Origin of the sequence: Blastococcus colisei (assembly GCF_006717095.1) — a bacterium.
GTDB lineage: Bacteria > Actinomycetota > Actinomycetes > Mycobacteriales > Geodermatophilaceae > Blastococcus_B > Blastococcus_B colisei.
The window spans coordinates 3,830,869-3,854,850 of record NZ_VFQE01000001.1; the positions used below are offsets into that span (position 1 = coordinate 3,830,869).

22 protein-coding genes are annotated in these 23,982 nt (G+C 72.8%); 16 read left to right on the forward strand and 6 right to left on the reverse strand.

The window, feature by feature from the left end; all coding sequences use genetic code 11:
- Positions 1–191: 191 nt before the first annotated feature.
- Positions 192–1,160, reverse strand: coding sequence for a ribokinase (locus FHU33_RS18170; RefSeq protein ID WP_142026620.1), 969 nt, complete (start codon positions 1,158–1,160; stop codon positions 192–194).
- Positions 1,161–1,297: 137 nt separating this feature from the next.
- Between FHU33_RS18170 and FHU33_RS18175 the strand changes: the two genes are divergently transcribed.
- Positions 1,298–2,392 (forward strand): M20/M25/M40 family metallo-hydrolase, encoded by a 1,095-nt coding sequence (locus FHU33_RS18175; RefSeq protein WP_211355183.1) that lies wholly within the window; start codon positions 1,298–1,300, stop codon positions 2,390–2,392.
- Here the strand turns inward: FHU33_RS18175 and FHU33_RS18180 are convergent.
- Positions 2,361–3,425 (reverse strand): LacI family DNA-binding transcriptional regulator, encoded by a 1,065-nt coding sequence (locus FHU33_RS18180; RefSeq protein WP_142026621.1) that lies wholly within the window; start codon positions 3,423–3,425, stop codon positions 2,361–2,363. The genes FHU33_RS18175 and FHU33_RS18180 overlap by 32 nt on opposite strands.
- 111 nt (positions 3,426–3,536) lie before the next feature.
- Between FHU33_RS18180 and FHU33_RS18185 the strand changes: the two genes are divergently transcribed.
- From FHU33_RS18185 to FHU33_RS18220, 8 genes are read left to right on the forward strand one after another with little or no spacing between them, the layout of a single operon-like run.
- Positions 3,537–4,373 carry a BtpA/SgcQ family protein gene (locus FHU33_RS18185; RefSeq protein WP_246063817.1) on the forward strand — a complete coding sequence of 279 codons (837 nt, stop codon included), beginning with the start codon at positions 3,537–3,539 and terminating at the stop codon, positions 4,371–4,373.
- The gene (locus FHU33_RS18190; RefSeq protein ID WP_142026625.1) at positions 4,370–5,254 is read left to right on the forward strand and encodes a carbohydrate kinase family protein; all 885 of its coding nucleotides are present in this window, start codon (positions 4,370–4,372) and stop codon (positions 5,252–5,254) included. Before FHU33_RS18185 ends, FHU33_RS18190 begins: the two co-directional genes overlap by 4 nt.
- Positions 5,255–5,309: 55 nt before the next feature.
- Positions 5,310–6,323: a substrate-binding domain-containing protein gene (locus tag FHU33_RS18195; protein WP_142026627.1), complete on the forward strand. Its 1,014-nt coding sequence runs from the start codon at positions 5,310–5,312 to the stop codon at positions 6,321–6,323.
- Between the two features lie 3 nt (positions 6,324–6,326).
- Positions 6,327–7,085, forward strand: a complete 759-nt coding sequence (locus FHU33_RS18200; protein WP_142026629.1) for an ATP-binding cassette domain-containing protein — start codon at positions 6,327–6,329, stop codon at positions 7,083–7,085.
- Positions 7,085–8,116, forward strand: a complete 1,032-nt coding sequence (locus FHU33_RS18205) for an ABC transporter permease (protein WP_142026631.1) — start codon at positions 7,085–7,087, stop codon at positions 8,114–8,116. Before FHU33_RS18200 ends, FHU33_RS18205 begins: the two co-directional genes overlap by 1 nt.
- Positions 8,113–9,165, forward strand: coding sequence for a phosphotriesterase family protein (locus FHU33_RS18210; protein WP_142026633.1), 1,053 nt, complete (start codon positions 8,113–8,115; stop codon positions 9,163–9,165). The genes FHU33_RS18205 and FHU33_RS18210 overlap by 4 nt, the downstream gene beginning before the upstream one ends.
- 7 nt (positions 9,166–9,172) lie before the next feature.
- Positions 9,173–9,922, forward strand: coding sequence for a glutamine amidotransferase (locus tag FHU33_RS18215; RefSeq protein ID WP_142026635.1), 750 nt, complete (start codon positions 9,173–9,175; stop codon positions 9,920–9,922).
- A complete protein-coding gene (locus FHU33_RS18220; protein WP_142026637.1) occupies positions 9,919–10,569 on the forward strand; it encodes a TenA family protein in 651 nt (216 codons plus the stop codon). Before FHU33_RS18215 ends, FHU33_RS18220 begins: the two co-directional genes overlap by 4 nt.
- 376 nt (positions 10,570–10,945) lie before the next feature.
- On the opposite strand, the gene FHU33_RS18225 is transcribed toward FHU33_RS18220, so the two are convergent.
- The 3 genes from FHU33_RS18225 to FHU33_RS18235 all read right to left on the reverse strand — a co-directional run bounded on the left by FHU33_RS18225 (position 10,946) and on the right by FHU33_RS18235 (position 12,948).
- A complete protein-coding gene (locus FHU33_RS18225) occupies positions 10,946–11,230 on the reverse strand; it encodes a hypothetical protein (RefSeq protein WP_246063820.1) in 285 nt (94 codons plus the stop codon).
- 22 nt (positions 11,231–11,252) lie between these two features.
- Positions 11,253–12,035 (reverse strand): SDR family NAD(P)-dependent oxidoreductase, encoded by a 783-nt coding sequence (locus tag FHU33_RS18230; RefSeq protein ID WP_246063822.1) that lies wholly within the window; start codon positions 12,033–12,035, stop codon positions 11,253–11,255.
- Between the two features lie 76 nt (positions 12,036–12,111).
- Positions 12,112–12,948, reverse strand: coding sequence for a polysaccharide deacetylase family protein (locus tag FHU33_RS18235; RefSeq protein WP_142026639.1), 837 nt, complete (start codon positions 12,946–12,948; stop codon positions 12,112–12,114).
- Between the two features lie 347 nt (positions 12,949–13,295).
- On the opposite strand from FHU33_RS18235, the gene FHU33_RS18240 reads away from it, so the two are divergent.
- On the forward strand, positions 13,296–15,164 hold the full coding sequence (locus FHU33_RS18240; RefSeq protein WP_170182516.1) for a S8 family serine peptidase: 1,869 nt from the start codon (positions 13,296–13,298) through the stop codon (positions 15,162–15,164).
- Between the two features lie 4 nt (positions 15,165–15,168).
- Positions 15,169–17,808 (forward strand): putative bifunctional diguanylate cyclase/phosphodiesterase, encoded by a 2,640-nt coding sequence (locus FHU33_RS18245; RefSeq protein ID WP_142026643.1) that lies wholly within the window; start codon positions 15,169–15,171, stop codon positions 17,806–17,808.
- Between the two features lie 4 nt (positions 17,809–17,812).
- Here FHU33_RS18245 and idi read toward each other — a convergent pair whose 3' ends face one another.
- Positions 17,813–18,340, reverse strand: a complete 528-nt coding sequence (gene idi / locus FHU33_RS18250; protein ID WP_142026646.1) for an isopentenyl-diphosphate Delta-isomerase — start codon at positions 18,338–18,340, stop codon at positions 17,813–17,815.
- Positions 18,341–18,584: 244 nt separating this feature from the next.
- On the opposite strand from idi, the gene FHU33_RS18255 reads away from it, so the two are divergent.
- The 5 genes from FHU33_RS18255 to FHU33_RS18275 all read left to right on the forward strand — a co-directional run bounded on the left by FHU33_RS18255 (position 18,585) and on the right by FHU33_RS18275 (position 23,965).
- On the forward strand, positions 18,585–19,415 hold the full coding sequence (locus tag FHU33_RS18255; protein WP_142026647.1) for an alpha/beta fold hydrolase: 831 nt from the start codon (positions 18,585–18,587) through the stop codon (positions 19,413–19,415).
- 6 nt (positions 19,416–19,421) lie between these two features.
- A complete protein-coding gene (locus tag FHU33_RS18260; protein WP_142026648.1) occupies positions 19,422–20,771 on the forward strand; it encodes an MFS transporter in 1,350 nt (449 codons plus the stop codon).
- A gap of 52 nt (positions 20,772–20,823) precedes the next feature.
- Entirely contained in the window at positions 20,824–21,162 is a 339-nt protein-coding gene (locus FHU33_RS18265; protein WP_142026649.1) for a cupin domain-containing protein, read from the forward strand.
- A gap of 109 nt (positions 21,163–21,271) precedes the next feature.
- Positions 21,272–22,390, forward strand: a complete 1,119-nt coding sequence (locus tag FHU33_RS18270; protein ID WP_142026650.1) for an NAD-dependent epimerase/dehydratase family protein — start codon at positions 21,272–21,274, stop codon at positions 22,388–22,390.
- Between the two features lie 72 nt (positions 22,391–22,462).
- Positions 22,463–23,965 carry an RNA-guided endonuclease InsQ/TnpB family protein gene (locus FHU33_RS18275; protein WP_142026651.1) on the forward strand — a complete coding sequence of 501 codons (1,503 nt, stop codon included), beginning with the start codon at positions 22,463–22,465 and terminating at the stop codon, positions 23,963–23,965.
- Positions 23,966–23,982: the final 17 nt, after the last annotated feature.

A 23,982-nucleotide genomic window follows, 5' to 3' on the forward strand; every position in this document is an offset into this window, starting at 1 on the left:
ACCGTTGACCAGCCGCGCAGAAGGTCCACTCGTTGCTCGACACCGACGGGCTGCTCGAGCAGTCATGGAGCACAGCCTGACTGCGGCAGAGCCCCCGGTCCGCTTCCCGGCGCGCAGGTCCTGTCCGCTCGGGCGCACGCGACCTCGACAGCGGCCTGGCAAGGTTGACCGAGCTGCTAGCCGAGGCCTTCCTACGGCCCCGAGGTGGCTGCCGTCCTCTCCGAGAGGACGGCTTCGAGCGCGGACTCCTCGACGTAGGCCGACTGTGCGCCCAGCCGGGTGACTGCCGCACTCGCGAAGGCAGCGGCGACGCGCGCGGCGTCGGAAAGGCTGTCGCCTCTGCTCAGCCGGGCAGCGAGCGCACCTACGAAACCGTCCCCGGCCCCGGTCGTGTCGACAGCCCGCACGCGGGGCGCCGGGATGTGCTCCACACCCGCCGCGGACGCGACCAGGGCGCCTTCGGGCCCGAGTGTCACGACGGCCGACCGAGCGCCGAGTGCGGTCAGCGCCGCCGCGGTGGCCTTGATGCCTTCCAGATTTGCGCCGAGGTCGACGCCGGCATGCGCAACGATGACTCCGGCCTCGTCCTCGTTGACGACGAGCGGATCGCACAGCGCGAGCACCTCGGGGGCCACTGCCGCAGCCGGTGCAGCATTGAGGACGAATCGCGCTCCCACCTGCGCTGCGCGGCGAGCAGCTCGCGTGACGGTCTCCATCGGAATCTCGAGCTGGGCGACCACGACGTCGTCGCCGGTCCACCTGGCTGCGCTGCGGTCCACGGCGTCCGCGTCGAGGGAGGAGTTCGCGCCCGGTGTCACGATGATCGAGTTCTCGCCGTCAGGAGTGATGACGATGACCGCATGGCCGGTCGGGGCGTCGACGACCGCGACTCCCGCCAGATCGACCCCTGCCTCATGCATGGATGACTGCAGCAGCCGGGCGTGCCCGTCGCGACCGACGCAGCCGACGAACGTTGCCCGTCCGCCCATGCGGGCCGCCGCGACTGCCTGGTTCGCACCCTTGCCACCCGGTGTCGTCGTGGACGTACCGGCCAGCACCGTCTCACCCGGTGCCGGTCGATGATGGACCTGCAGCACCAGATCGGCGTTGGCTGAACCGACGACGACCACGCGCCCTGTCTCCGCCTCGGTCCTGCTCATCGGGCTCCTCTCACAGCGACCCTGCCACCTCCGTGGCCCCACCTACTGACGCCATCAGCCTCGCAGGGCCGCCAGGCATCCCGGCTGGTGGTAGGCGAGTGTGGACGCCGGCAGTGAGATCTGTGCAGGATCGGACCATGGACCCTGCTGCCGCGGAGCTGGACGCGTCGGTTCTGGTGCGCGAGCTGGTCCGCCGCCCGACGGTGTCGGGGAACGCCACCGCCCAGCGCGACTGCATGGGGCTGGTCACCGAGGTGCTGCGTGAGCGGGCCCCGCATCTCGACGTCCGCGTCGGTCGCGACCCCGACCAGCCGTGGACCCTGCTCCGGACGCCGACCGACCCCGCTCGCGCGCAGCTGCTGTTCGCCTGCCATGTCGACACCGTCCCGGTGCCCGACCCCGGCGTCTGGCAGCGCGACCCGTTCGGTGCCGACGTCGAGGACGGCCGGGTGTGGGGCCGCGGCAGCAGCGACATGAAGTCGGGCTTGGTCGCGGCGGCTGCCGCGTTCGCCGCGACGGACCCGCAGACCCCGATCGCCCTCCTGCTGACCAGTGATGAGGAGGTCGGCTCGAAGGGCGCGATTGCCGCGGCAGCGGCCGTGGCCGAGCAGTCGGTCGGTGCGGTCGTCGTCCCCGAGGCCACCGGCAACCAGGTCGTGCTCGGCCACAAGGGCGCCCTGTGGCTCGCCGTCCGGACCGCCGGGCGGGCTGCCCACGGCAGCACCCCGGAGCGTGGTCACAACGCCGTCCTCGACCTTGTCGCCGTCCTCGCCCGGGCGCGGAGCGCCTTGCCGCTGGCCCGCGACCCCTTCCTGGGAGTTGAGACGTGGAACTGCGGGATCGTGGCCGGAGGCACGGTGCCCAACGTCGTGCCCCACCGGGCGGAGGCGGTCATCGACATGCGCACCGTCGCAGACGGCGCCGAGCTGCTGGCCTGGTGGCGCGCCCAACCCGAGGTCGCCGACGTGGAGGTGCGAGTCGACCTGCCCCCGGTGGGCACCACGGCCGACGATCCGTGGGTTGCCGCCCTGCCCGCGCCGGTGCTGCGGACGCCGGCCACGTACTTCACCGACGCCTCGGTGCTCGGGCAGGTGGTCAATGGCGCGCCGATCGTCGTGTGGGGTCCGGGAACGCCCGCGGTCATGCACGCCGTCGACGAGTACGCGGAGCTGGCCGAGTTGGAGGAGGCGGCCACCCTGCTCACCGAGGTCGCCGCCCGCTGGTCCCGCTGACCGGAGCGCCCGGGTGTGCCTGTCTCGGCGCCGGACCAGTGCTCGCGCGGACCACCAGGCTGGGACTCAGGGAGATGCGCGCCGGCTCGACGACAGAGGGTTCCAGGGCGCGTTGCAGCAGCCGGACCGCCTCCGTGGCGATGAGTTCCTGGGGTTGGCGCACCGTCGTCAACGGCGGAGCCGACAGCGCGGAGAACGGGATGTCGTCGAAGCCGGTGACGAGGACATCGCCGGGGACCTCGACCCCCGCCTCGGAGCAGGCCTGCACGACCCCGAGGGCGATGAGGTCGTCGGCGCAGACGATCGCGTCAGGCAGTCGCCGCGACCGGAGCAGCCGCGCGGTCCCTTCCCTGCCCCAGTCGATCGAGTACTCCCCCAGGAGCACGTGCTCGTCGTCGACCGCGATGCCGAGCCGTTCGGTGTGCCGGCGGAAACCCGCTAGTCGCAGTTCGGTGGAGGAGTTGGTCAGGCGCGAGCTGACGAAGGCCGCCGACCGGGCACCACGCGCGGCCAGGTGGTCCATGACGAGGACCATGCCGGCCTCGTCGTCCACCCCGACCCAGTCGCTGGGCACCCCCGAGACGTAACGGTCCACCTGCACGAGCGGCAGCTCCGCGGCGGCCCACGCCACCGCCTCGGTGCTCTCCGTGCCGTGGACCGGACTGATGACGATCCCGTCGACCTGCCGGGCGACCAGGCTGCGCAGTCGCTGCGCCTCGAGTGCCGGGTCCGAGCGGGACGAGCAGAGGAAGAGCTGGCGCCCGGCCTGCTGCAGCGCGTACTCGACGTTCTCGACCAGCGACGTGAAGAACGGGTTGGCGACGCTCGGCACGACCATGCCGACCGTGTCGGTGCGGCTACGGCGCAGGGCGCTGGCGATGCCGTTGCCCGAATAGCCCAGGTCCTGAACCGCCCGGTGCACCTGATCAGCCACCTCAGGGGAAACGGGGCGGGCCCCCGACAGCGCCCGCGAGACGGTGGCCGTCGAGACCCCGGCCCGGGCGGCTACGTCCCGGATGGTCACTCTCGGCACGGCTCTCCTCCTCGCGTCGCAACCGGAATGTAATCGATTGCTCTTGACATGGGCAGCGCGCCGCCCGCTACGGTTCTCGGCACTTGTAATCGATTACATGAGGTGCGCCACGTGGCTGCGTTCGGTGTCTTCCCGCCCAAACCGTCGGCGGTCAGGGCCCTCTTCGGGGAGGGCGAAGCGCTGATCGGGGCGGTCCATCTCCCCCCGCTGCCGGGAAGCCCGGCCTACCGCGGCCAGCCGGTGGCGGACATCTGCCGCTTCGCCGTCGAAGAGGCACGGGCCTACGTCGGCAACGGCTTCGACTCCGTGATCGTGGAGAACCACGGCGACCTGCCGTTCCTGAAGCCCGGCCAGCACGGCTACGAGGTCGCCGCCACCATGGGCGTGGTCACCGCGGCGGTGGTCGCCGAGCTCGGCCCGCACGTCGGGGTCAGCGTGCTGTCGAACGCCGGCGAGTGCGCGGTAGCCGCCGCCTGGGCCTCCGGCGCTGGATGGATCCGGGTCAACCAATGGGCCAATGCCTATGTCGCCAACGAGGGCATCATCGAGGGCCAGGCCGCCCGCACCACCCGGTACCGGCACGGCATCGGGGCCGACCCGGTCAGGGTCTTCGCCGACGTGCACGTCAAGCACGGGGCGCACGCGATCGTCGCTGACCGCACGCTGGCCGAACAGACCGAGGACGCCGAGTTCTTCGACGCCGACGTCCTCATCGCCACTGGTTCCCGCACCGGTCACCCGACGTCGGTCTCCGAGGTGGTCGGGATCCGCGACCACACACAGCTTCCGGTCGTCATCGGCAGCGGCATCGACCCGAGCAACGTCCGCGTGCTGCTCGACGAGTGCGACGGCGCCATCGTCGCCTCCGCCGCCAAGGAGAACGGTCGGTGGTGGGGGCGGGTGTCCCCGGACAAGGTCCGTGCCGTCGCCCGTGCCGCCGGTCGATGATCGTCTTCTGCGGGTACGCCAACCTCGACGTCGTCGCGCGGGTGCCGACGCTGCCGCGCCCCGACGAGAGGGTGCACGCTGCCGGGATCACGCACTCGCCCGGCGGCATGGCGGCCAACGCCGCGGTCGCCGCGGCCCGCGCCGGAGCGCGGGTCGCCTTCGCCGGCGTCGTCGGGAACGACCCGTTGTCCGGCCGCTTCCTCGAGGAACTGCAGGCCGAGAAGGTCGACGTGAGCTGGACCGACCGCTCGGCGTTCCTCTCCACGGCGATCGTGCTCGTCGACGCCGAGGGCCGCCGAGCGGTCGTGAGCCAGGACGACGCCCTCGGTCCCGCGCACGTGCTCTCCTCCGCCGCGCGCCTCGCCGCTGCCGGGGGTGGCCTGTTCTACCTCGACGGCTACCGCGCGGCGCAGATCGGCGCGGCGTCCGGGCCGGGCGTCGTCGTCGCGGTCGACCTGGACGGCTGCGACGACCGCGGCCTCGCCCTCGCAGGGTTGCGAGCCGCCGGGCACGTCATCGTCGGGCGGCGTCGGCTGGAGGAGCTCCTCGGCGTTCCACGCGCGGAGTGGGCGCGGCTGGCCCGCGAATCGGCCGCCTGCCTGCTGGTCACCGACGGCCCCCGCGGCTGGACGCTGCACGAGCCCGATGGCTCCGTGCTGACCGGCGAGGCGCTCACCGTCCCGGTGGTCGACGACACCGGCGCCGGCGACTGCTTCGTCGGCACGTACCTGGCCGGCATCGACGCAGGTCTGTCCCCGGCGGAGGCGGCGAGCCGGGCCGGTGTGGCCGCCAGCCTGTCCTGCACGGTGCCCGGGGCGCGCGGCGCTCCCCGGCGGTCCGACGTCGACGCCGCTCTCCCCCCGCTGCCGGCCACGTCCTGAGCAGCCCCGCGATCGCACCACGGCACTCCCACCGCACCCCACCTTGGAGGACGCAATGAGACGCACTCTCGCCCTTGCCGCCGGCGCCAGCCTGTTGGTGCTGAGCGCCTGTGACAGCAGCTCCCCGGCCGAATCGGGTTCGGCATCGGACGACGGCAGCAGCAACGCCAGCTCGCTGCCCGAGCCCAGCATGCAGCCCGAGGGTTGCGAGACCACCGACGAGCTGGAGATCGGCCTGGTGACGATCAACCTCCAGGCGCTGTTCTTCAACCAGATCAACGAGGCCGCCCAGGCGATGGCCGACGAGTACGGCGTCGACCTGCAGATCATCAGTGGCGAGAACGACTCGGTGACCCAGGCCAACGCGATCAACACCCTCGTCGCCGACGGCGTCGACGCGATCATCGTGGCCGCCATCGACACCGAGGGCATCAAGCCCGCCATCCGCGCGGCCGACGAAGCGGGTGTGCCGGTCGTCGCGGTCGATGCGATCGTCGAGGACCCGGCGGTCGACACCCAGGTCGGGACGGCGAACGCCGAGGGCGGCGCGCAGATCGGCGAGCTGTTGCTGGAGGAGTCCGGCGGCGAGGGCGAGGTCGGCATCGTCGGGGCGCTCAACAGCACGATCCAGCTCGAGCGCCAGCGCGGGTTCGAGGAGGCGGTCACCGAGGGTGGCATGACCATCGGCACCGTGGTCGACGGCCGCAACATCCAGGAGAACGCGCAGACGGCGGCCGAGAACCTGCTCACCGGCAACCCCGATCTGCAGTACCTGTACGCGACCGGGGAGCCGGCACTCATCGGGCTGGCCGCGGCCGTGCGGAGCCAGGCGGCGCAGGACCGCGTCACCGTCGTCGGGTGGGACCTCGCCGAGCCCGTGGTCGACGGCCTGGAGGAGGGCTGGATCGCCGGTGTCGTGCAGCAGAACACCTTCGAGTTCGGCTACCAGGCGATGGCGGCGGCGATCGACCTGGCCTGCGGCAATCCGGTGCAGGAGGAGTACCCGGTGGACACGCAGATCGTCACGCCGGAGAACTACGAGGACTACCTCTACTACCTGGAGGGCTGAGGCATGACTGACGAGACCGGGGACCTCCTCGTCGAGCTCAGGGGGATCACCAAGTCCTACGGACCGGTGCAGTCGCTCCGGGGCGTCGACCTGACCCTGCGGCGCGGGGAGGTCCTCGGCCTCGTCGGCGACAACGGCGCCGGGAAGTCCACGCTGATGAAGGTCCTGGCCGGCGCCGTGCAGCACGACGGCGGAGAGATCCGGGTACACGGCCGCCCGGTGAGCTTCGCCAGCCCGGCGGACGCACAGGGCGAGAAGATCGGCATCGTCTACCAGGACCTCGCGCTGTGCGACACGCTCGACGTGGCCAGCAACCTGTTCCTGGGCCGGGAGCCGCACCGCGGGCCGTTCGTGGACAAGCGGAAGATGCACGAGCAGGCGGCCCAGATCCTCGCCGACCTGCACGTGAAGGTCTCCTCCACCCACCAGGAGATCGGCACCCTCTCCGGGGGGCAGCGGCAGACCGTCGCCATCGCCCGGGCGGTCTCCTTCGCCCCGGACGTCCTCATCCTCGACGAGCCGACCGCCGCGCTGGCCGTCGCCGAGGTGGAGTCGGTGCTGCGGCTGATCACCGACGTCGCATCCCGCGGGGTCGGCGTCATCCTCATCACCCACCGGTTGCAGGACCTGTTCCGCGTCTGCGACCGGATCACCGTCATGTATGAGGGCGAGAGCGTGGACGACGTCCCGATCGGCGAGCTCGACATCGAGAAGCTCGTCGCCCTCATCACCCGTAGCGAGCCGCAGCAGGGAGTGGCCTGATGACCGCGACCACCCTTCCCGGAGAGGCCGACACCGCCAGCCGCCGATTGGCCCGACCGCAGTCGTGGTGGCAACGGGCGAACAAGGCCACGCTGATCATGGCCGTGGTGACGCTGGCCGTCTGCGCGTTCTTCGCGCTGTCGTCGGACACCTTCCTGACCTTCGCCAACATCTCCAACCTGGCCACCCAGGTCGCCCCGGTGCTCATCGTCGCCGTGGCCATGACCTTCGTGATCACGGCCGGCCAGATCGACCTGTCGGTCGGCTCGATCATCGCCTTCGTCTCGGCGGTCTGCGCGCAGCTCCTGGTCGCCGGCTGGGACTCCTCGCTGGTCCTCATCGCCGGACTGCTCATGGGCGCCGGCTGGGGGCTGGTCAACGGCTGGTTCACCGCCTACGCCGGCATCCCGGCGTTCATCGTCACGCTGGCCACCCTCTCGGTGATCCGCGGCATCGCGCTCCTCACCACGCAGGGCTTCTCCGTGCCGATCGATTCCAGCACCTTCTTCGCGCAGCTCGGCAGCGCCCGGTGGCTGGGCTTCTCCAGCAGTGCCTGGATCGCCGTGCTGATCGTCGCGCTGGGCCTGGTGACGCTGCATCGGCTCCGGTTCGGGCAGTACGTCGTCGGCATCGGAGCTGCCGAGGAGTCCGTCCGCCGGGCCGGGGTCAACGTCCGCCGGGTGAAGATGTGGACTCTCATGCTCAGTGGCCTGGCCGCTGGTATCGCGGGCATCCTGGTCGCGGCCCGGCTGGGCTCCGGCTCGGCGAACTCCGCACAAGGTTTCGAGCTGACCGTGATCGCCGCGGTGGTCCTGGGCGGAACCAGTCTGTTCGGCGGGCGCGGCACGGTGGTCGGCACCCTGATCGGCGCCGTGCTGATCACGGTGATCGCCAACGGCCTGACGCTGATCGGCGTGAGTCCCTTCCTGACCCCGATCATCACCGGCACGGTCCTGCTGCTCGTCATCTGGGTGAACCTGCGCAGCGTCGGCATCGCCCACGCGCTGCGGAGACTCGGCGTCCGCTCATGACGACCGTCCGGACGGTGCTCGGCGAGGTCGACTCGGCCGACCTCGGGCTGGTCCTGCCGCACGAGCACCTGGCCAACGACAACGCCGCCGCGGTCCGGACGGCGGAGGACCCGCGCGTCGCCGCACTGCTCGACGGTCCGGTCGGGGCCGAGCTGGCCTGGCTGCTCTCCGACCACCCGTACGAGAGCGCGGACAACTGCCGGCTCGACGACGACGACGCCATGGCCGCCGATCTGCGCGGCTTCGCCGCCGCCGGGGGCCGGACGGTGATCGACCTGACCCCGCCGGGCCTGGGCCGGGACCCCGAGCGCCTGGTATCCCTCTCCCGCGCCAGCGGGATGCAGGTGGTGATGGGTTCGGGGTGGTACCTGCAGGCCACCCATCCGCCGGACCTGGCGGCCGTCGCGGTGGACGACCTCGCCGCCGAGCTGACCGCGGAGTTCGAACCGGACCGCGCCGTCCGACCCGGTGTGATCGGGGAGATCGGCGTGTCCCCGGCCTTCACCCCTGACGAGCGGAGGGCTCTGCGGGCCGCCTGCCGTGCCCAGCGGCACGTGCGGGTGCCGTTGTTCGTGCACCTGCCCGGCTGGCAGCGGCGGGCGCACGAGGTGCTCGACCTCGTCCTCGAGGAGGAAGGTGTGGACCCCGGCGCCGTCGTCCTCTGCCACATGGACCCCTCCGGCGATGACCGGTCGTACCAGCAGGCGGTCGCGGCGCGCGGAGTGGTGCTGGAGTTCGACATGGTGGGCATGCCCTTCCACTTCCCCGGTGAGGGGCAGTCCCCGTCACCGGCCGAGACGGCCGCCGCCGTCAGTGCGCTCGTCGACGCCGGCCACGCAGAGCAGGTGCTGCTCTCCCACGACCTCTTCCTCAAGGCGATGCTCACCCGGTTCGGGGGCAACGGCTTGGCTTACGTGCCGGTGGTGTTCGCCGATCGGCTCCGACGCGCCGGCCTGGACCCGGCCCTGGTGACCTCTCTGATGACCGACAACCCGCGCCGGCTGTTCGAGCGCGCCCACTCCCCTGCCACACCACACGAAGGACACTGACCGCACCATGGCCCGAATCCTCATCGCCGGCGAGAGCTGGATGACCACCTCCACCCACGTCAAGGGCGTCGACGAGTTCTCGGTGCACTCCTACGTCGAGGGCGTCGGGCCGCTGCGGGAAGCGCTGACCGCCCGCGGCCACGAGGTGATCCACCTGCCCGCCCACCTGGTGCCGACCGACTTCCCCGGCGACGCGGAGGCGCTGTCGGCCTACGACCTCGTGGTGCTCTCCGACATCGGCGCAAACTCCATCCAGCTGGCCCCCGGCGTCTTCGAAGGCTCCCGTCCGGGCCAGGACCGGCTGGCTGTCCTGCGGGACTGGGTCGCCGACGGTGGAGCCCTGCTCATGATCGGCGGTTATCTGTCCTTCAGCGGCTTCCAGGCCCGTGCCGCCTTCCGCCAGACGGCGATCGCCGAGGTCCTGCCGGTCACCATGCTGCCCGAGGACGACCGGGTCGAATGCCCGGCCGGCGTCCACCCGACCGTGGTCGACGCCGACCATCCCGCACTCGGGGACGCCGGAGATGAGTGGCCGCTGCTGCTCGGCTACAACCGCGTGGTGGCCCGCGAGGGCGCCCACGTCCCGGTGCGCGTGGGAGACGACCCGCTGATCGCCCTGGGCGAGCACGGCCGCGGCCGTGCGGCCGCGTTCACGTCCGACTGCTCGCCGCACTGGGCCCCGCCGGCGTTCTGCGAGGAGTGGCCCGGCTACGCCGGGATGTTCGACGGCCTGGTCCGCTGGCTGGTCCGCGCGTGACCGGCCGGTCCGCCGCCCTGGTCGCCCGGCAGGCCGCGGCCCTGGACGACGCGTGCGGATGCCGGTTCGTGCGAGAGGCGACCGAGGGGGAGCTGTCGGACGGCGACTTCGCGCGGTACCTGGTCATCGAAGAAGCCTTCGTCCTCACCGCCGCCCGCGTACTGGGACGCGTTGTCTGGGAGTCGCCGTCGTGGGGGACCCTGCTCCCCCACGCCCGGTCGCTGACCAACCTGGTCACCGACCAGCGCGACTACTTCGCCGCCCTGCGCGATCGCTGGCCGGTGGACGCCGTGGACGCCGCTGCCACCCAGGTACGGGCTCGGTCGCTGTCCGACGTCGTCCTGACCCAGGTGGCTGCCGACGGCCGCCCGGCCGCGGTGACCGGGATGCTGGCCGCCGAGACCATGTACGCCCGCTGGTGCACGGCCGCCGCCGGAGCTGCCGCGGACGCCGTGACGCGCCGACACCCGGACCTGCAGGCCTGGATCGACCTGCACACCGGCCCGGACTTCCTCGCCCAGGTGAACGCCCTCAGCGACGACGTTGACGCTCTCGACCCTGACGAGGTCACCGACGAAGACCTCGATCGCTGGTTCCGCTCGGTACTGCGCGCGGAGATCGAGTTCCACGACGCCGTCCACGGCTGAACGCCACTCCACTTGCCGGGCCTACACCCGCCCCTATGGGGAGGAGGGCCACAGGGGGCCGAGGACATGGCAGCGGCAGGGCCCATCCCGAGTGGTCCGGTCGCCTGCGGCGGGCGATCCGCGTCAGCTCGGCTCGGCCGGTGACCGCCAGCAGGAACCCGGTGGGTCAGTGACCGCGATGTCCAGAGATCGCCGGTGGGTGGCTGCAGCCCGTCCAGGCACGTTCCGGCAGCGAGACGACGAAGAGATCCAGCCGCCTATGGCGACGAGATCCCCCGCACGAGGACGCGGCGACAGCGAGGAGGAGAAGTCGCGTTCGCGGGAACGCGTCCCGCCTGGGCGAGGGCGGCGACCGAGCCGCTGTTCACGTGGCGACTCAGTCGTCCAACTCCGGTGCGGTGAACACCGGCGTCAGCCCGTCGTCGGGCGGACCACCCCTGCCCGGCAACGGGCCCTCGTCCTCAGCGGCGCGGACCTGAGGCAGCGACTCCTCCACGGTGGGTTCCCGCAGGCCGCGCGCGTCCCGCTCGAGTGCCGCCAGGAGCCGCTCCTCGTCGGGCGCGAGGTCGCCGGGGCCCAGGTGGCCGCCGGCTCCCCCCGCGTCGGAGCCCGACGCCATGCCGGTCTCCGGGTCCCTGCCGTGCGGTCCGGCCATGCTCATGACGTCTCCTGGTCAGCGTGGCTCATCGAGGGAAGTTCGGCTCCAGCCGAGGCACGATCTGCATCTCCGGCACGAAGCTCGTGGGGTGCAGCGACACCAGGGTGCGGACCATGTCCGCGACCGCCGAGGGCGGCATCATCAGGTGGGACGGGATCCCCCACTGCTCCATCATCGGAGTGTCCATCGCGGCCGGGATGACCGCCTGCACGCGGCAGGGAAAGGGTCGCTCGGAGCCGTCGGGCTGCTGCACCGCCTTCTCGCGCAGCTCCCGCTGGATGCACCTCGTGGCGTTCAGGAAGCCGGCCTTCGAGCCGTTGTAGGCGATCGCCCCGCTGCCCGAGGTGATGGCCGACAGGGACACCACGTGCACGACGTCGGCGGTCCTGCCCTCGGGCAGGTGCTGCACCCGCTTGATGAACTCGCTGGTCAGGAAGACGGGGCCCTCGAAGTTGACCGCCTGGACGCGGCGGTAGTCGGCGAGGTCGATGTCGGTGACGTAGCCCGGGCGGTCGATGCCGGCGACGTTCACCAGGACGTCGAACGCGTCGCCGTGCCGGTCGAACAGGTCGGCGACGACCGCGCGCCGGTTCGCGTCGTCGGTCACGTCGAGCGGGACGACCTCGGCCGATCCGCCCGCATCGGCGACCCGGGTCCGCGTCTCCTCGCTGCCTGCCGCGTCGATGTCGGCGATGACCACGTGCGCACCGGCCTCGGCCAGGGCCACCGCCGTCGCACGGCCCAGCCCGCTGGCTGCGCCGGTCACCAGTGCCACCCGGCCCTTCAGGGCACCGTCGTCCCCCATCATGCCTCCGTTCCCCGTCGATTGCCGTCCCCCACAGCCTTGCCGAAGACGCGGCGGACCGCAGGTCGGCCGGGAACCGTCAGGAGGTGGCGGCGCGGCCGGTCGCGACGCTGCCGCGGAGTCGCTGCGCGGGAGTCGCCCACACGTCGGCGAGGGTGACGGTGCGCAGCCCGCGCTCGGCGATCAGCGCGAGCAGGTCCCCGTAGACGGTGGTCACCGTCGGGTGGTTGGCATGACCGACGACGATCCGCTGCGCTGTGCACCACTGCCGGGCAGCGGCCATCAGCTGCTCGGCGGTCAGGACGCGGGAGTCCTCGAGCGTCCCGTCCCACATGACGACGGTGGGATGCCCCTGGTCGGCGGCGATCCGGTCGATGCGCTCGTTGCGCGACCCGAAGGGCGGCCGGAAGAACGGGCTGTCGCGGATGCCGAAGACCGAGCGCAGGAAGTCCCGGTTGCGGCCGATCTCCTCGGCGACCTCGCGGTCGCCGAGGGTCCGGAGGTCGGGATGGGACCACGTGTGGTTGCCCATGGCCACCTGCCCCGACTCGACCAGGGGCCGGAGCCGCCCGGCGTTGTCCTCCCACGACCGGTAGCAGCCGTTGGGGAAGAACGTCAGCCGGACGCCGCTGTCGGCCGCGAAGGTGGCGAAGGCGGCCACGACCTCGGTGCTCGTGCCGTCGTCGATCGTGAGCGCCAGCGAGGCGCCGTCGCCGGGCAGGCCCTGCACCACGCCCGCGGGCGGCAGGAGGTGGAGGGCCGCGGGCACCTCGACGGTCGTCGCCGCGGCCGCGGCGAGCGGCGGTGCCGCGGGAGCCGCTACCGGGACGGGCCTGTCCTGGCCGACGGTGCCACGGCCCACGGCGGCACCGGCCAGCCCGGCCGCGAGGGCGAGCAGGAACCTCCGTCGCTCCATGCCGCGGGACCGTATGCAGCCCTCCGCGCGTGTCCCGGAACCGACTCCCGCGACGCGCCGCACCACTTCGCAGTGCCACCGGACAGCGGCGGACGGTGACCGTTCTCGTCACCGCTCGTATGTAACGGCTCGCAGTTAGTCACTCGCGTGGGTGTATCCGCTCCAGTCGAGTCCTCAAACGTTTCAGCACCTCCCGATCGCTGCCGAAGGGACGTCGCACACACATGGAAGTGCGGATCCACAAGGAGGTGTACGGAATGAGCAGCAGCAACCTGCATGGAGGTGCTCCAGACGCGCCGAGTCACGGCGTGACCTGGGGCGGCGTCCCCCTGCATGCCACGCGAGCGATGACCGTCGCCGTGGCCACGCTCGTGGCGGCAGGGCTCACCGGCCCCGCTACCGCGAACGCAGCCACGCTGATGTCGTCGGCCGACCCGGTGTCGGTCATCGTGCGCGAGGCCACCGGCTCGGGGAACGCCCCCGAGCGGGCGGTGGCCGCGTTCGGCGGCTCCGTCAGCCGGCAGCTGGGAATCATCGGCGGCTTCACCGCCGACGTCCCGGTCGACCGGGTCGACGCGCTCCGCGCGGTGCCCGGCGTCCAGTCGGTCACCGAGAACGCCGGGCTCGCCCTGCAGAGCACCGACGTGGAGAGCCAGCTGGCGCAGCCGGGTTCGCTCTACACGATCGCCAACGAGGTCACCGGCGCCTCCGCGATGTGGGACGCCGGGTTCACCGGCGAGGGCGTGGACGTGGCCGTCATCGACTCGGGCACCGTCCCGGTCGACGGGTTCACCGCGCCCGGCAAGCTGGTCTACGGGCCGGACCTCTCCTTCGAGGTCGGCACGCCGTTGGAGAACCTGGACACCAACGGTCACGGCACGCACATGGCCGGCATCATCGCCGGCCGGGACGACGCCGCGACCGGGGCGTACTCCGGGGACTCGAGCAACTTCGTCGGCATGGCGCCGGACGCCCGCATCGTCAGCATCAAGGTCGCTGACGCGCTCGGGCACACCGACGTCTCGCAGGCGATCGCCGCCATCGACTGGGTCGTGGAGCACGGGGACGACAACGGCCTGAACGTCCGTGTCGTCAACATGTCGTTCGGTACCGACGGCGTGCAGAGCTACCACCTCGACCCGCTGGCCTACGCGGCCGAGCAGGCGTGGCACAAGGGCATCGTGGTCGTCGTCGCCGTCGGCAACGAGGGCTTCGGGACGGGCAGGGTCAACAACCCGGCCACCGACCCGTACGTCATCGCCGTGGGCAGCAACGACGCCAAGGGCACGGCCGACCCGGCCGACGACGTCGTCTCGGCGTTCTCGAACGACGGTGACGGCACCCGCAACCCCGACGTGGTCGCCCCCGGCGAGCGCGTGGTGAGCCTGCGGAGCCCGAATTCGTTCCTGGACCAGGAGGCTCCGGCCGCCCGCATCGGCGAGCGGCTGTTCCGCGGTAGCGGCACCTCGCAGGCGGCAGCCGTCGTCTCGGGCGCCGCGGCGCTGCTGATCGACCAGCGTCCGGACATCACGCCCGACGAGGTCAAGGCCCTGCTCATGGGGACCGCCACGACGCTGCCCAACGCCACGGCGCGGCAGCAGGGTGCGGGCCTCATCGACCTGGCCGCGGCCATGAACGCGCCCACGCCGGAGAACGCGGTGCAGTCGTATCCGCGCTCCACCGGTGCGGGTTCGCTCGACGCCGCGCGTGGGTCGGTGGTCGTCGAGGTCGACGGCCAGGCGGTCACCGGTGAGGTCGACGTGGCCGGCAAGGCCATCGGCCAGTCCAACGCCCAGAACCTCGCCAAGGGCGTCAAGGAGAGGGTCGACAAGCAGGCGCGCGGACACGCCGCGGCGATCGGAAGGATGCCGGCCCACAAGCAGGCCCGGGAGATCGCCAAGCTCCCGGCAGCGCAGAAGGCCAAGGTCATCGACGCGCTCCCGCCGGGGCAGCGGAACAAGGTGCTCGCCCAGATGCCGGCCGAGGAGCAGGCCGCGCTGTCCGGGGTCACGTGGTCCGGGGTGACCTGGTCCGGGGTGACCTGGTCCGGGGTGACCTGGTCCGGCGTCACGTGGTCCGGCGTGACCTGGTCCGGCGTGACCTGGTCCGGCGTGACGTGGTCCGGCGTGACCTGGTCCGGCGTGACGTGGTCCGGCGTGACGTGGTCCGGCGTCACGTGGTCGGGCGTCACCTGGTCCGGTTCGGGCTGGGCGTGACCTGATGACGACGATGACGAACGGCTCCGACGCCGTGCAGATCACCCTCCTGGGCCGGCTCACCCCGTCCCAGCGGATCATGCTGCTCACTGCGACCGTGGCAGTGGCCGCGGTGGCGCTGTTCGTCATCGTCGTCCACCCGCTTCCCGGAGCCCCCACGGCCCTGAACCTGCCGTGGGTGCTCTGGGCGGCCGCCTTCGCCCTGGGCGAGGTGCTCGTCGTCCACTGGCAGTGGAAGCGGGACGCACACAGCTTCTCCATGGGCGACCTCGTACTGGCCGTCGCCCTCTTCCTGGCCACCCCCACCCAACTCGTGACCGCGATGGCGCTCGGATCGGGCGCTGCCCTGGTCCTGCACCGGCGTCAGCGCGGGCTGAAGCTCGCCTTCAACGTCGCCGAGTACGCCCTGGGCGCTGCCATGGCGCTGATCGTCTTCCACAGCCTCTCGGGTGTGCTCGGCGAACGGCTCGACTGGGTGGCCGCTCTGGCTGCCGTCCTGACGGCGACGCTGACCGCCGACCTGTGCATCTTCGGCATCATGACCATCCTCGAGGGCCGCATCGACACGGCGAAGCTCGTGGAACTGCTCGGCCTGTCCGTTCCGTTCGCACTGGGCTCGGCCGGCATGGGACTGGTGGTCGCCCGCACGGTGGTCAACGACCCGGCCTCCCTGGCGCTGCTGACGCTGCCGACCCTGCTCATCGTCGTGGCCTATCGGGCCTACACCGGCGCGAAGGAGCAGCAGGACAACCTGCGCCTGCTGCACGAGGTGACCTCGCTCCTGCACGCCGGGGACACGCAGGAAGCCCTCGGCGACTTCCTCGACTCGGTGCGCTCGGCCTTCCGGGCCGAGATGGCCGAACTCGTCCTGCTCGGCCCCGCCGGGCGCGAAGGCGCCACCGTGAGCCGGAGCCGCGAAGGCACCGAGCCCATCGTCATGGCCCCGCTCGACGACCCGGACGACCACCACCGGCTGCTGCGCCTGGCCACCTCGTCGGGTGCCCTCACCACGCGGACCGGCACCGGGCCGGGCGCGCAGCTGGACAGCTACGCCGCCGACCGCGGCCTCAAGGACGCCGTCGCCGCGGCGCTGCGCACCGAGGACCGGGTGCACGGCCTGCTGCTCGTCGGGGGTCGCATCGGCGACGTCACCACCTTCACCTCGCGCGACCTCGCCCTCCTGGACACCTTCGCCCGCCACGTCGCCACCTCGCTGGAGCGCGGCCGCCTGGAGGAGAACCTCCGGCAGGTCACCGACCTCAAGGAGCAGCTGCGGCACCAGGCCCTGCACGACCCCCTGACCGGGCTGCCCAACCGCACCCTGTTCCTCGACCGCGTGCGGCACGCCGTCGACAGCGCGGGGCGCTCCGGAGTCGCGCCGGCCGTCCTCTACCTGGACCTCGACGGGTTCAAGCCGGTCAACGACACCTACGGCCACGAGGCCGGCGACGTCCTGCTGCGCACGGTCGCCGACCGGCTGCGCGGCTGCCTGCGGCCGGCCGACACCGCCGCCCGGCTCGGTGGCGACGAGTTCGTCGTCCTGCTCAACGGCCCGATCGACCGGTTCGGCGTGGCGCGGGTCGTGGAACGCATCCGCGCGCAGCTCGACGTCCCTGTGCTCCTCGGCGCCGACGTCGTGACGACCGTAGGGGCCAGCATCGGTGTCGCCCTCGGCGACGATGTCCCGGACGCCGGCACCCTCGTCCGGCACGCCGACGTCGCGATGTACGCGGCCAAGCGCTCGAGCGGCAACGACTTCATCGTCTACGAGCCGGGCCTCGGCAACACCACGTCCACCCGCAAGGACTCCACGGCCGAGCTGGCCGCGGCGATCGACGCCGGCGAGCTGCGGACGGTCTACCAGCCGCTCATCGACATGCGCACCGGGCGCCCGATCGGCGCCGAGGCGCTCGTGCGCTGGCAGCACCCGGTCGACGGGCTGCGGTCGCCGGACCAGTTCATCGGCCTGGCCGAGGAGAGCGGCCTGATCACGCGGATCGGCGAGCTGGTCCTGGGCGACGCCTGCACGCAGGCCGCCCTCTGGGTGGCCGAGTCGCCGGACCAGGAGGACCTGCTGGTGACGGTGAACCTCTCGGCCCGCCAGGTCGCCGACGAGCAGATCGTGGAGCAGGTCAGCGCCGCGTTGGCCGCTTCCGGGCTCGAGCCGCACCGCCTGGTCCTGGAGATCACCGAGACCGTCCTCATGCACGACCGTGACGCCGCGGCCGCGACCCTGTGGCTGCTGAAGGGTCTGGGCGTGCGGATCGCGATCGACGACTTCGGCACCGGGTACTCGTCGCTGGCCTACCTGCGCCGCTTCCCGATCGACATGCTGAAGGTGGCCCGCGAGTTCGTCGACGGGCTCGGCCGGGACGCCCACGACGACGTCATCACCCGCGCGATCGTGGAGCTGGCCGGGACCCTGGGCCTGCTCACCGTGGCCGAGGGGGTCGAGACCACCCAGCAGTCGGAGACCGTCGCCGCCCTCGGTTGCGACATCGCGCAGGGCTACCTGTTCTCGCGGCCGATCGAGGCCGACGCCGTCAGCGCCGTCATGTCGGCGTCGCTGGTCGCGGCGCACCTCCGCCCCCGGCCGGTCGACCTCGGCCGTTCCGGCTCGACCGGAGAACTGGCGTCGGCCTGATCGATCAGGCGGCGGGCACCAGCCCGGCGTCCTCGATCATGCGCGCCTGCTCACGGCACCACGGCGACCAGGCGTCACCCTCGGACTCCTGCCGACGGCGGAATCCGGCCCAGTCCAGCAGCTCCCACTCCTCCACCTCGGAGGCGTCGGGCTCGGGCGAGCCGGTGAAGCGGCCCAGGTAGACCGGGCAGATCTCGTTCTCGACGACGCCCTGGAACTCCGCGCGGTAGCGGTACCCGGGCAGCGCAGGCCGGATGTCGGCCACCCCGAGGCCGAGCTCGAACCGCGCGCGCCGGGCGATCGCGTCGGCGTCGTCCTCGTCGGGGCCCGGGTGCCCGCAGACCGTGTTGGTCCACATCCCCGGGAACGTCGCCTTGTCCACCGCCCGGCGCGTGATGAGCAGGCGGCCGGCGTCGTCGAACAGGTAGGCGGAGAACGCGCGGTGCAGCGGTGTCTCGCCGTGGTGCACCAGCGGCTTGGGCATGGTGCCGATGGCCAGCCCGTCGTCGTCGACCAGCACGATGAGCTCCATGCCTCATTGTCTCCCTACCGGTCGACGACCGCGGCCAGGGGGCGTTCCCCGGTTGCGCTGAGCCCCTTTCGGCCCTCGTCGGGGACCCTTCGGGCCCCGCTCGTCACGCCGCCTCGCGGGGCGGCTCCGCGTCGCTCCTCGGGGAGCCTCCGGCCCCCACTCGTCGCGACGCAGCCTCCGGCCCCCGCTCGTCACGACACCACTCCTCACGACACCGCTCCCGCACTTTGGCAGCATCTGGGAGGTGGACAGCTTCCGCCGCGACGGCCTGACCTTCGACGTCCTCGACGCCGGTCCCTCCGACGGTGATCCCGTCGTCCTGCTGCACGGCTTCCCGCAGGACGCGACCGCCTGGGACCGGGTGACGCCGGCGCTGCACCAGCACGGACTCCGGACCCTGGCGCCGGACCAGCGGGGCTACTCCCCCATGGCCCGTCCCCGGGGCCGGGCCCACTACCGGCTGCGGGAGACGACCGGTGACGTCCTGGCCCTGCTGGACACCGCGGGGCTCGATAGCGCGCACGTCGTGGGTCACGACTGGGGTGGCCTCGTCGCCTGGGCGCTGGCCGCCTGGCACCCCGACCGGGTGCGGACGCTGACCGCGATCTCGGTGCCGCACCCGGGGGCGATGGCGAAGGCGATGGTGACCAGCGACCAGGCGCTGCGCTCCTCCTACGTGGGGCTGTTCCAGCTGCCGATGGTGCCCGAGCGGCTGATGCTCGCGGGCGACGGCGCGGCTCTCCGCCGGGTGCTGCGCCATGGCGGGCTCCCCGACGACGCCGTCGACCGCTATGTCGCCCGCATGTGCGAGCCGCGGGCGTTGTCGGGGGCGCTCGGCTGGTACCGGGCCCTGCCCTGGAGCGGGCGCGACCCGGTGGGGAAGGTCCGCGTGCCCACGTTGCACCTGTGGAGCACCCGCGACGCCTTCCTCGGGCGGGCCGCCACCGAGGCCACCGCGCAGTTCGTGGAGGGCCCCTACCGGCTCGAGGTGCTCGACGACGTTCCGCACTGGATCCCCGAACTGGCTCCCGACCGGGTCGCGGAGCTGGTCACCGCCCACGTCCGCACCACCTGAGGAACGATGACGGCGACCGACGCTCCGCTCCCCCGGGCCGAACGGCTCGACCGGCTTCCCTTCACCCGTGAGCACGGCCGGCTGGTCGTGGGCTCGGGGCTCGGCTGGGCGCTCGACGCCATGGACGTCGGGCTCATCTCCTTCGTCATGGCCGCGCTCGCCGTGCAGTGGCAGCTCTCCCCCACCGAGCTGTCCTGGATCGGCTCCATCGGCTTCGCCGGGATGGCGCTCGGCGCCACGCTCGGCGGCCTGCTGGCCGACCGGTTCGGACGGCGACAGGTCTTCGCGATCACGCTGCTGATCTTCGGCTTGGCGACCGGTGCCGCCGCGCTGTCCTGGTCGGTCGGCGCGCTGCTGGTGTTCCGCTTCCTCATCGGCCTGGGCCTCGGCGCCGAGCTGCCGGTGGCGTCCACGTTGGTCAGCGAGTTCGCGCCGGCCCGCGTGCGCGGTCGCGTGGTCGTGCTGCTCGAGGCGTTCTGGGCGGTGGGATGGACGCTGGCGGCGCTGATCGGCTACTTCGTGGTCCCCCGCAGCGACGACGGCTGGCGCTGGGCGCTGGCGATCGGCGCGCTCCCGGCGCTGTACGCCGTCGTCGTCCGGCTGGGGTTGCCCGAGTCGGTGCGCTTCCTGGAGACCCGCGGCCGCGTGGAGGAGGCCGAGGCGGCCGTCCGCCGGTTCGAGCGGGCCGCCGGGGTCGCACCGGTCGAGTCGCCGCTGCCGGAGCCGGCGCAGGCCCCCGGCCCCGGCGCGTTGTGGGCCGCGGCCACGCGAGTGCGCACGGCCGCGCTGTGGGTCGTCTGGTTCAGCATCAACTTCGCCTACTACGGGGCCTTCATCTGGCTGCCGACCCTGCTCGTGGCGAACGGCTTCTCGCTGGTCCGGTCGTTCGGCTACACCCTGGTCATCACGCTGGCCCAGCTGCCCGGGTACGCGGTGGCCGCGTACCTGATCGAGGTGTGGGGACGGCGCGCCACGCTCGCGACCTTCCTCGCCGGCTCCGCCCTGGGCGCCGGCCTGTTCGCGGCGGCCGACGGCGAGACCGCGGTCCTGCTCACCGGCATGGTCCTGTCCTTCTTCAACCTCGGCGCCTGGGGCGCGCTCTACGCGGTGACGCCGGAGGTCTACCCGACGGTCCTCCGGGCGACCGGAGCCGGCGCGGCGGCAGGGTTCGGCCGGCTGGCGTCCATCGCCGCACCGCTGTGCGTGCCGCCGCTGCTGGATGCGGGTGGCACCGGCCTGGTCTTCGGCACGTTCGCGGCGTTCTTCGTCCTGGGCGGCATCGCCACCCGGTGGCTGCCCGAGCGGCGCGGCCAGGCCCTGGACGACGTCGTCGGGGCCCCCGCCCGGTCGGCCTGAGCGGCGTCGCGGAGCCTGGTCACGGCGCCGTCGCCGGAGAACAGTGACGGCCATGAGCCTGGACCCGGTGCAGAGCAACCCCGAGCGCTACACGGTGGTCTACGAGAACGACCGGGTGCGCGTCCTGGAGTACACCGACCGACCCGGCGATTCCACGACCCCGCACCAGCACCCGGACAGCGTCATGCACACGCTGAGTGCATTCCGGCGGCGGTTGCGCTCGGGGGACGCCCACCGCGACGTGGAGATGCCGGCGGGCCTGACCGGTTGGTTGCCGGCGCAGGTGCACAGCGGGGAGAACATCGGCGACACCCCGACCCACGTGCTCTTCGTCGAGCTGAAGGACACACCGGCGGGGCCGGCCGACACCGCTCGCCTGGGACCGGACTGAGCGGCAGGATCGCCGGGTGACCAGCCCGCTGGCGTTCCCGTGCGCGGGCTTCACTCCGCTGAGACCTGCGGCCCCGGTTGGCGCAGGACGCGTCGGGTAGCGGCAGACCATGGCTGAGCTCTCCCCCGATCATCTCCAGGGCATGACGGTCGCGGTCACCGGCGCCACCGGGAACGTGGGCACCGCGCTCCTGCGCCGGCTGACGTCGCCGCGGTCGGGGATCGCCGAGGTCCGCGGTCTCGCGCGGCGGCAGCCACCGGACACCGAGCCGTACAGCGAGGTGCGCTGGCACCTCGCCGACCTGGGCGAGGCCGCCAGCGAGGAGGTCCTCGCGGAGTTCCTGGACGGTGTCGACGCCGTCGTCCACCTCGCCTGGGCGTTGCAGCCCGGACGCCGTCCCGACGACCTCCGCCAGGTCAACGTCGAGGGCACCCGCCGGGTGGTGCGGGCCGCGGCGGCAGCCGGGGTGCGGCAGTTCGTGCACATGTCCTCGATCGGCGCCTACGCCGCCGGCGCCGTCGGGCAGAAGGTCACCGAGGACTGGCCGACGACCGGGATCCCGAGCGCTCAGTACAGCCGGGACAAGTCCGAGGCCGAACGGGTGGTCCGGGAGGTGCTGTCGCGGCACCCGGGCACCACGCTCACCGTCGCCCGCCCCACGCTGGTCCTCCAGCCCGAGGCGAGCAGCGAGATCGGCCGCTACTTCCTCGGGCCGCTGGTGTTCGGCGCCGCCCGCCTGCTGCCCGGCGCCGTGGCCAAGCTGCTTCCCCTCCCGCTGCCGAAGGTGGCGGTCTCCTTCATCCACGCCGACGACGTCGCCGATGCCCTCGAGCGGATGCTGGACCACCGCGCCCCCGGCCCGTTCAACCTGGGCGCCGAGCCCCTGCTGGACTCCGACGCCATCGCCCGCGCGCTCGGCACCGTGCGCATCCCGGTCCCCGCCGTCGCGCTGCGGACCGCACTGAGCGCTGCCTTCGCGGCACACGTCGTCCCGACCGAGCCGGGGTGGCTCGACATCGGCACCGGTGTGCCCGCCCTCGACACCTCCCGGGCGCGGAGGCTGCTGGGGTGGACGCCGGTGCACCGCAGCGACGAGGTGCTGGCGCAGTTCGTCGCCGCCCTGGGACGCGGCAAAGGTGCGCCGGGCCCGCTCCTGCGCCCTGCGGGCGGGCCTTCCCTCGATCCGTCCGGCGACCCGGCCAACGCCCCCGACCCGCGCGAAGGCTAGTACCGCGGCCGGCAACGTTCGCCTCGTCGGTGCCGTCGTCGTTGTGTCGGTGGTGTGGGGCATGGTGCGGGTGTGCCTCGTCGTCGGGAGTCGTCCGCGCCACCGGTGGTGTACCGGACGGCGCGGGTGGCGCTGCGGGTGACGGTCGGTCAGCGGCGGCGGCTGTTCGGGCTGCTGCGGTCGGGTGGGGATGTGTGGGCGGCGGTGCTGCTGCTCAACCGCTGGCGCCGGCAGCGTGGTGACCGGCCGATCGTGGGCTATCAGGAGCTGTGCCGGGAGCTGGCCGCCGCCGGGGAGGGCGCCTTCGGTGAACTGTCCACCGTGGGCGCCCGGTCGGTGCTGCGCGCCTACTCGGATGCGTGGATGAGCGCCGCCCGACGCCGCCGGGCCGGCGACGAGACGGCGCGGTTTCCGCGGCGGCGGCGGGGGCTGGTGCCGGTCCGCTTCTACGCCGGCACCTTCACCGTGACCGGCGGGCGGGTGCGGCTGCCGGTGGCCCGGGGCCGCCCGCCGTTGTGGGTGCGGCTGGCCCGCCCGCTCCCGTACCCCGCGGAACAGGTGCGCTCGGTGCGGCTGACGTGTGCTGGGCGGCGGCTGTGCCTGGAGGTCACCGCCGAGGTCCCGGTCGCGGTCTACCCGGCGGGGGCGGGCCCGGATCCGGACCGGGTCGCGGGCGTGGATCTGGGCATCATCCATCCCTACGCCGTCCTCGCTCCCGGCGGCGGCGAGGGGCCGGATGCGGCGCTGCTGGTGTCGGGGCGGGCGCTGCGGGCCGAGCACCGGCTGCACCTGGCCGAGGCCAAGGCCCGCGCCCGCGCCGCCGCCCGACGCGCCCCGGCCCGAGGGCAGCGCGGCTCCCGGCGGTGGAAGCAGTTCCGCCGGCGCAGCCGCGTGCTGGAGGGCCGGCACCGCCGGCGACTCGGTCAGGCCCGGCACGAAGCCGCCAAGGCGGTCGTGTCCTGGGCCGTCGGGCAGCGGGTCGGCACCCTGGCCGTGGGCGATCCGCGCGGCGTGCTGGCCCGCGACGCCGGGCGGCGGCAGAACAAGGCCGTCCGCGACTGGGCCGTCGGTGACCTGCTGCGGGCGCTGGCCGACAAGGCCGCACAGGCCGGCATCGCCGTCGAGCTGGTCGACGAGCGGGGCACCTCCTCCTCCACCTGCCCGTCCTGCGCCGCCCGCGTGGCCAAGCCGCGGGGGCGGGTCTTTGACTGCCGGCACTGCCGGTTCACCGGGCACCGCGATCTGGTCGGTGCCGCCAACATCGCCACCCGCACCACCGCCGTCGCCGGTGGCGGCACCGGTGGTGGACCTGTCGTCGGCGGTTCGTCGCCGGTGACCACGCACCGTCGAGCCGGCCGGCACCTGCCCGGTGCCGGCCGGTCCCGGCGTGATCCCCGCCGCGGACTGATCAGCCGGCCCCCGGCCGGCCGATCTCCACCGATCCGGTGGGACGCGGCGGCGGGTCCATCTGGCCCGCCGTGGCCCGCCCCGGAACCGGTCCCGGTTCCGGGGAGTCGCTCGCCGGCACCCGCCGCGAGGATCAGGCACCGCCCCACCGGGGCGAACCTTGCCTGACACGGCACTAGGGCGCC

Coding starts and splice junctions, on each gene's coding strand:
- FHU33_RS18170 (WP_142026620.1), bottom strand. CDS start 1,160: ATGAGCAGGACCGAGGCGGAGACAGGGCGCGTGGTCGTCGTCGGTTCA.
- FHU33_RS18175 (WP_211355183.1), top strand. CDS start 1,298: ATGGACCCTGCTGCCGCGGAGCTGGACGCGTCGGTTCTGGTGCGCGAG.
- FHU33_RS18190 (WP_142026625.1), top strand. CDS start 4,370: ATGATCGTCTTCTGCGGGTACGCCAACCTCGACGTCGTCGCGCGGGTG.
- FHU33_RS18195 (WP_142026627.1), top strand. CDS start 5,310: ATGAGACGCACTCTCGCCCTTGCCGCCGGCGCCAGCCTGTTGGTGCTG.
- FHU33_RS18200 (WP_142026629.1), top strand. CDS start 6,327: ATGACTGACGAGACCGGGGACCTCCTCGTCGAGCTCAGGGGGATCACC.
- FHU33_RS18205 (WP_142026631.1), top strand. CDS start 7,085: ATGACCGCGACCACCCTTCCCGGAGAGGCCGACACCGCCAGCCGCCGA.
- FHU33_RS18210 (WP_142026633.1), top strand. CDS start 8,113: ATGACGACCGTCCGGACGGTGCTCGGCGAGGTCGACTCGGCCGACCTC.
- FHU33_RS18215 (WP_142026635.1), top strand. CDS start 9,173: ATGGCCCGAATCCTCATCGCCGGCGAGAGCTGGATGACCACCTCCACC.
- FHU33_RS18225 (WP_246063820.1), bottom strand. CDS start 11,230: ATGAGCATGGCCGGACCGCACGGCAGGGACCCGGAGACCGGCATGGCG.
- FHU33_RS18230 (WP_246063822.1), bottom strand. CDS start 12,035: ATGATGGGGGACGACGGTGCCCTGAAGGGCCGGGTGGCACTGGTGACC.
- FHU33_RS18235 (WP_142026639.1), bottom strand. CDS start 12,948: ATGGAGCGACGGAGGTTCCTGCTCGCCCTCGCGGCCGGGCTGGCCGGT.
- FHU33_RS18240 (WP_170182516.1), top strand. CDS start 13,296: ATGACCGTCGCCGTGGCCACGCTCGTGGCGGCAGGGCTCACCGGCCCC.
- FHU33_RS18245 (WP_142026643.1), top strand. CDS start 15,169: ATGACGACGATGACGAACGGCTCCGACGCCGTGCAGATCACCCTCCTG.
- idi (WP_142026646.1), bottom strand. CDS start 18,340: ATGGAGCTCATCGTGCTGGTCGACGACGACGGGCTGGCCATCGGCACC.
- FHU33_RS18260 (WP_142026648.1), top strand. CDS start 19,422: ATGACGGCGACCGACGCTCCGCTCCCCCGGGCCGAACGGCTCGACCGG.
- FHU33_RS18265 (WP_142026649.1), top strand. CDS start 20,824: ATGAGCCTGGACCCGGTGCAGAGCAACCCCGAGCGCTACACGGTGGTC.
- FHU33_RS18270 (WP_142026650.1), top strand. CDS start 21,272: ATGGCTGAGCTCTCCCCCGATCATCTCCAGGGCATGACGGTCGCGGTC.